The sequence below is a fragment of the Stenotrophomonas sp. GD04024 genome (assembly GCF_029837545.1).
Lineage (GTDB): Bacteria > Pseudomonadota > Gammaproteobacteria > Xanthomonadales > Xanthomonadaceae > Stenotrophomonas > Stenotrophomonas forensis.
Genome location: NZ_JAOEDV010000016.1, coordinates 72,972 through 79,175, shown reverse-complemented (window position 1 = coordinate 79,175; position 6,204 = coordinate 72,972). Strand labels below are relative to the sequence as shown.

The window sequence follows — 6,204 nt, the reverse complement described above, 5'->3', positions numbered from 1 at the left end:
CCGGACCCACCCCGCCATTCCCCAGTAGACCCGCTGTTGCTCTGGCTGTTGCTGTCGCTCTGGCCTCTGCGGGTGCAGGGCGCCGCCCTGCCGAACTAAACTACCCGCCGTTGTCCCTGCAGGATTGCCCATGTTCGATACCTCGCCCCAGCTCGATTGCGCCGGCCGCATCCTGCGCCTCGACCGTGCCCGGGTCATGGGCATCGTCAACGTCACCCCGGACTCGTTCTCCGACGGCGGCGCGCACGACACCACCGAGGCTGCGGTCGCACATGGCCTGAAGCTGGTCGAGGAAGGCGCCGATCTGCTCGACGTCGGTGGCGAATCCACCCGCCCGGGTGCTGCCCCGGTATCGATCGAGGAAGAACTGCGACGTGTGATTCCGGTAATCGAGCAGCTGGCCGCCCGCACCACGGTGCCGATCAGCATCGACACCTTCAAGCCGGAGGTGATGCGCGCGGCGGTGGCCGCCGGTGCCGGCATGATCAACGACATCTTCGGCCTGCGCCAGGACGGCGCACTCGATGCCGCTGCCGAGGCGGGCGTGCCGGTGATACTGATGCACATGCAGGGCGAGCCGGGTCATATGCAGGCCGATCCGCACTATGACGACGTGGTCGCCGAGGTGCACGGGTTCCTCGTGCAGCGCCTGTTCGCTGCGGAAATGGCCGGCATTCCCAAGAAGAACCTGCTGGTCGATCTCGGCTTCGGTTTCGGCAAGACCACCGCGCACAACATGACCCTGCTGGCGCGCTCGGAGCGCTTCCTGGAAATGGGTGTGCCGATGCTGGCCGGCCTGTCGCGCAAGCGCAGTCTCGGTGAACTGACCGGTCGCGACACACCGTCCGAGCGGGTGGCGGCTTCGGTGGCTGCGCACCTGATCGCGGTGCAGCGCGGCGCGCGCATCGTGCGCGTGCATGACGTGGCGGCCACGGTCGATGCCCTGAAGATCTGGCAGGCCGTGGAAGCCGTGCCGACGCCGCGTACCGACGCCGCACCGTCGATCCGCTGGCCGGACGAAGACTGATGGGCATCGACCGGCGGCCATTGGCGATCGCCGTGATGGGGCCGACGGCCAGTGGCAAGACGGCCACGGCCATTGCCCTGGCCCGGCAGCTGGATGGCGAGATCGTCAGTGTCGATTCGGCGCTGGTGTACCGCCACCTGGACATCGGTTCGGCCAAGCCCGATGCCGCCGAACGCGCGCAGGCCCCGCATCACCTGCTGGACCTGCGCGAGCCCTGGCAGACCTATTCGGCGGCCGAGTTTGCCGCCGATGCCGGCCGTGTCGTGGCCGATATCGTGGGGCGCGGCAAAACGCCGATCCTGGCTGGTGGCACCGGCCTGTACTTCCGTGCCCTGCTGCAGGGCTTGTCGCCGATGCCCGAAGCCGACCCGGCAATGCGCGAAGTGCTCAGTGCCGAAGCGGCCGAGCGTGGCTGGGCGGCGCTGCATGCCGAGCTGGCCAAGGTCGATCCGGCCGCGGCTGCCCGCATCCATGCCACCGACCCGCAACGCATCCAGCGGGCGCTGGAGGTCTATCGCCTGACCGGTACCCCCATCTCGGAATGGCAGCGCCGGCCGGGCGTGGCGCCGTTGCCGGTGCGCACCCTCAAGCTGATCCTGGCCCCGCGTGACCGCGCGGTCCTGCACCAGCGCATCGAGGCCCGCTTCGATCTCATGCTGGCACAGGGCTTCCTCGACGAGGTGCGGGCACTGCGCGCGATGCCGGAAATGGCCAGGGTGCAGGCGCCCCTGGACCTGCCTGCGGTACGTGCAGTCGGCTACCGCCAGGCCTGGGAATACCTGGACGGGGAGGGGGATGCCGCCCGTTTCCGTGACAAGGCGATCTTCGCCACCCGCCAGCTGGCCAAGCGCCAGCTGACCTGGCTGCGTGGCGAGCTTGATGCGCGCTGGTTCGACCCCCATATCGACAGCGAGCGACTGGCCGGCGCGGTGTCGACCTTCGTCGCACGCTGAACCCCCGCCAGCCGTGTAACATCATTGGACGGCGGGCGGCTCGGGGGCCGTGGCAACCGTCGGCAACCCAATAAGAACAATAATCAGGAGTGTGCAATGTCCAAGGGGCAATCGCTGCAGGATCCTTTCTTGAATGCACTGCGGCGCGAACGCGTGCCGGTTTCGGTGTACCTGGTGAACGGCATCAAGCTGCAGGGCACGATCGAGTCGTTCGACCAGTTCGTGGTCCTGCTGCGCAACACGGTCAGCCAGATGGTCTACAAGCACGCCATTTCCACGGTCGTCCCGGCACGCAATGTGAAGGTCGGTCCGGGCGGTGGTTACGTGCAATCGGGTGAAGGTGGTCAGGCAGGTGATGAAGCAGACGAGTAATACCGGAGCGGTGAATGTTTGACCGCTCGAAAAAGGGCGAACACGCCCTGTTGATCCAGCCGCATTTCGGCAAGCTGGAAGACGATGTGCTGGAAGAGTTCGGTGATCTGGCCCGCTCGGCTGGGGCCAGCATCGCCGCGACGATCACCGCGCGCCTGGACCGTCCCAACCCGTCGACCCTGATCGGCAGCGGCAAGCTTGACGAGATCAAGGCGGCGGCCGATGCCAGCGGCGCCGACCTGATCCTGGTCAACCATGCGTTGAGCCCGGGCCAGGAGCGCAACCTGGAACGCTTCCTCGAGCGCCGGGTGATCGACCGGACCGGCCTGATCTTGGACATCTTTGCCCAGCGTGCGCACAGCCACGAAGGCAAGCTGCAGGTCGAGCTGGCGCAGCTGCGTCACCTGGCGACGCGGCTGGTACGCGGTTGGACCCACCTTGAGCGCCAGCGCGGCGGTTCGATCGGCCTGCGCGGCCCGGGTGAAACCCAGCTGGAAACCGACCGCCGCCTGTTGCAGAAGCGGGTGGAGCAGCTGCAGAAGCGCTTGGAGAAGGTGGAAGTGCAGCGCACCCAGATGCGCCGTGCGCGCGTGCGCAGCGAACTGCCGCGCGTGGCCCTGGTGGGCTACACCAACGCCGGCAAGTCGACCCTGTTCAATGCCATGACCGGTGCCGAGGCCTACGCCGCCGACCAGCTGTTTGCCACGCTGGACCCGACCGTGCGCCGCATTGCGGTCCCCGGCGGTAACGTGGTGCTGGCCGATACCGTTGGCTTTGTCCGCGATCTGCCGCATGACCTGGTTGCCGCGTTCCGCTCGACCCTGTCTGAGGCGCGCGAAGCCGATTTCCTGCTGCACGTGGTGGATGCCGCCGATCCGCATCGCGAGGAGCGCATCGCCCAGGTCGACGAGGTGCTGACCGCGGTAGGTGCTGGTGATCTGCCGCAGCTGCTGGTGTTCAACAAGATCGACCGCATCGACGGTGCCGACGTCCGTCACGATGGCCAGGACGGTATTCCTGATGAATCGCGACGCGAGCGGGTATGGATTTCCGCGCGTGACGGGCGGGGCCTGGACCTGCTGCAGGCAGTGCTGGGCAAGCGCCTGGGCCTGCAGCACGTGACCGGTGAACTGCGCCTGCCGCCCGATGCGGGCCGCCTGCGCGCGCGCCTGCATCAGCTGGAAGTGATCCGCAGCGAGCAGGCCGATGAAGAGGGCTGGCTGCTGCAGGTGGACCTGCCGATCGCCGAAGCCGAGAAGCTGGCTGCCAGTGCCGACGGCGCGCCGATCCGCGCCCTGTTGCCGGAAAAGCTGCCGGAGTGGTGAGGTAGCGACCAAGGCCCGGTAGTGCCGGCCGCTGGCCGGCAGCGCAACCGTGCCGCCGGCCCGCGACATCAACCTGTCATCTGCGGTACAACGTGCAGGTTCTTCACCCCACCGTCATGCCGATGTCCATCCCCACCGACGCCGATCTCAACGCCCAGTCCGCCGCGCTAGGGCAGCGCCTGCAGCAGGCCTCGCTGCAGCTGGTGACCGCTGAAAGCTGCAGCGGTGGCTGGATCGCCAAGTGCATGACCGATATCGCCGGGTCGTCGGCGTTCTTCGACTGCGGCATGGTGGTCTACAGCTATGAAGCCAAGCAGCGCCTGCTTGGCGTGCGCGCGCAGACCCTGGAGCAGTTCGGTGCGGTCAGCCGCGAGACGGTGCTGGAAATGGTCTCCGGTGCCCTGGTCAATTCCGGTGCCGGCATTGCGGTGGCGGTGACCGGGATCGCCGGCCCCGGCGGTGGCAGCCCGGACAAGCCGGTCGGCAGTGTCTGGATCGGCTGGAAGCGCCGTGGCGGTTACGCCCGCGCCGAGCTGTTCCAGTTCGACGGCGACCGCGAAGCCATCCGCCGGCAAACCGTAGCGGCGGCATTGCGCGGTATCGACGCCCAGCTGTGACATGCTGCTCCGGTAATCGTCCGGAGCACGCATGATGTGGGAAACGCTGGGCACGGTCCGTGACCTGGGCCGACTGCAGGAAATTGCTGTTGTCCTGATCCGTTATGGCTTCGGCGACGTGGTGCGGCGCATCGGCCTGGCCACCACGCTTGAACGGGCAGGGCGCCTGCTGCACTGGAACGAGGAGCGGCAGGAACTGCTGCGGATGACGGCGCCGGTGCGCGTGCGCAGCGCGATGCAGGATCTCGGCCCGACCTTCGTCAAGCTCGGCCAGGTGCTGGCGACCCGTGTCGACCTGCTGCCTCCGGAATGGATCGCCGAGCTCTCCGAACTGCAGAACGCAGTGCCGGCGTTGCCGTACGCGGACATCCGCGAGCAGCTCGAGGCCGACCTTGGCGCGTCGCCCACGGAGGTATTCGCTTTCCTTGATGAAACCCCGATGGCCGCCGCCTCGCTGGCGCAGGCCCATCGTGCGCGGCTGCATGACGGTCGCGAGGTGGTGCTGAAGGTACGTCGCCCCGGTATCCGCGATGTGGTCGAGGCCGACCTGCGGCTGCTGGCACGCCTGGCCGAGATCGTCGAAGCCCGCCTGCCGGACCTGCGCCGCTATCGTCCGGCCGAGGTGGTGCAGCAGTTCACCGTGTCACTGCGCCGCGAGCTCGATTTCGCCGCCGAATGCCGCAACGCCGAGCGCATCGCGCGCAATTTCAAGGGCCGCGGCGACATCCTGATTCCCAGCGTGCACTGGCAGTGGACCTGCGAGAGCCTGAACGTGCAGGACTTCGTTGACGGCATCCCCGGCCGCGACCTCGCCGGCGTCGATGCAGCGGGGCTGGACCGCCGCGAACTCGCACGGCGCGGCGCCGACATCGTGTTGAAGATGGTGCTGGAGGACGGAAGCTTCCACGCCGACCCGCACCCCGGCAACATCATCTACCTGCGCGACGGGCGCATCGGCGTGATCGATTTCGGCATGGTCGGCGCGCTGTCGGAAGTGCGTCGCTTCCAGGTCGCACAGTTGCTGCACGGGCTGGTCGAGCAGGACCCGCAGAGCGTGGCCGACGTGCTGCTGGACTGGGCCGGTGGGGTGGAGGTGGATGAGAACCGGCTGCAGCATGACATCAGCCAGTTCGTCGACCAGTACCGCGGTGTGCCGTTGAAGGACCTGCGCATCGGGCTGATGCTGGGCGACATCACCCAGCTGCTGCGCAGCTACAGCCTGACCCTGCCGGCCGACCTGGCGCTGATGATCAAGGCGTTCCTGACCCTGGAAGGCATGGGCCGCCAGCTGGATCCGGATTTCGACATGGCCAGCGCCGCGCGCCCATTCCTGGAGCGGGTGGTGTTGCAGCGCTATGCGCCAAAGGCGCTGCTCAAGCGCGGCCGGCGCAGCCTGCTGGGCCTGGTCGATTTCGCCGGTGAGCTGCCGCGCGACCTGCGCAAGCTGGTGCAGGCCGCCCGCCGTGGCCGCCTCCAGCTGAAGGTGGAAACCACGGCATTGCAGGGTTTCGGCGAACAGGTGAACCGCGCGGCGAACCGGCTGGTGATGGGCATCGTCACCGCCGCCCTGATCATCGGCTCGTCGATCGTGATGCACAGCGTGGGCGGCGTCTCCAGCCGCTGGCTGCTGGCACTGGGCGTGTGCGGCTTCATCGGCGCCGGCTTCTGCGGCGTCTGGATCCTGTTTTCGATATGGAGAAGCGGTAAACACACGTGAGTGTGTTTACCGCAGCGGTTCCCGCCGGGAACCGCGGAATCGCTGCGCGATTCCTGTAGAGCCGACCGCTGGTCGGCTGCTTTCGCCTTTACCAGCCGGGCCAAGCCCGGCGACGGTTGCCGACCACGCCTCGGCCCCGCAGGTAGGCGTCACCCCGTGTAGCACCCGGCACTTGCAGACCTGAGCGTTAGTA

General features: G+C 67.6%; 6 protein-coding genes. All 6 read left to right on the top strand.

Features of this window, described 5'->3' with window-relative positions:
- Nucleotides 1-130 precede the first annotated feature (130 nt).
- The 6 genes from folP (at nucleotide 131) to ubiB (ending at nucleotide 6,011) form a co-directional block, all read left to right on the top strand.
- Complete coding sequence (gene folP, locus N7590_RS07870; protein WP_053510136.1) at nucleotides 131-1,027, top strand: dihydropteroate synthase; 897 nt, start codon at nucleotides 131-133, stop codon at nucleotides 1,025-1,027.
- The gene (gene miaA, locus N7590_RS07865; protein WP_053510134.1) at nucleotides 1,027-1,980 is read left to right on the top strand and encodes a tRNA (adenosine(37)-N6)-dimethylallyltransferase MiaA; all 954 of its coding nucleotides are present in this window, start codon (nucleotides 1,027-1,029) and stop codon (nucleotides 1,978-1,980) included. The genes folP and miaA overlap by 1 nt, the downstream gene beginning before the upstream one ends.
- A gap of 96 nt (nucleotides 1,981-2,076) precedes the next feature.
- The gene (hfq, locus tag N7590_RS07860) at nucleotides 2,077-2,352 is read left to right on the top strand and encodes an RNA chaperone Hfq (protein WP_004152891.1); all 276 of its coding nucleotides are present in this window, start codon (nucleotides 2,077-2,079) and stop codon (nucleotides 2,350-2,352) included.
- Nucleotides 2,353-2,366: 14 nt separating this feature from the next.
- Nucleotides 2,367-3,677 (top strand): ribosome rescue GTPase HflX, encoded by a 1,311-nt coding sequence (gene hflX / locus N7590_RS07855; RefSeq protein ID WP_049457707.1) that lies wholly within the window; start codon nucleotides 2,367-2,369, stop codon nucleotides 3,675-3,677.
- Between the two features lie 122 nt (nucleotides 3,678-3,799).
- Complete coding sequence (locus N7590_RS07850; protein WP_005409020.1) at nucleotides 3,800-4,294, top strand: nicotinamide-nucleotide amidohydrolase family protein; 495 nt, start codon at nucleotides 3,800-3,802, stop codon at nucleotides 4,292-4,294.
- Nucleotides 4,295-4,328: 34 nt separating this feature from the next.
- Nucleotides 4,329-6,011 (top strand): 2-polyprenylphenol 6-hydroxylase, encoded by a 1,683-nt coding sequence (ubiB, locus tag N7590_RS07845; protein ID WP_164085909.1) that lies wholly within the window; start codon nucleotides 4,329-4,331, stop codon nucleotides 6,009-6,011.
- Nucleotides 6,012-6,204: the final 193 nt, after the last annotated feature.

Bases quoted from the DNA above. Each gene is read 5' to 3' on its own strand.
- miaA (WP_053510134.1), top strand. From the start codon at position 1,027: ATGGGCATCGACCGGCGGCCATTGGCGATCGCCGTGATGGGGCCGACG.
- hflX (WP_049457707.1), top strand. From the start codon at position 2,367: ATGTTTGACCGCTCGAAAAAGGGCGAACACGCCCTGTTGATCCAGCCG.
- hfq (WP_004152891.1), top strand. From the start codon at position 2,077: ATGTCCAAGGGGCAATCGCTGCAGGATCCTTTCTTGAATGCACTGCGG.
- ubiB (WP_164085909.1), top strand. From the start codon at position 4,329: ATGTGGGAAACGCTGGGCACGGTCCGTGACCTGGGCCGACTGCAGGAA.
- N7590_RS07850 (WP_005409020.1), top strand. From the start codon at position 3,800: ATGTCCATCCCCACCGACGCCGATCTCAACGCCCAGTCCGCCGCGCTA.
- folP (WP_053510136.1), top strand. From the start codon at position 131: ATGTTCGATACCTCGCCCCAGCTCGATTGCGCCGGCCGCATCCTGCGC.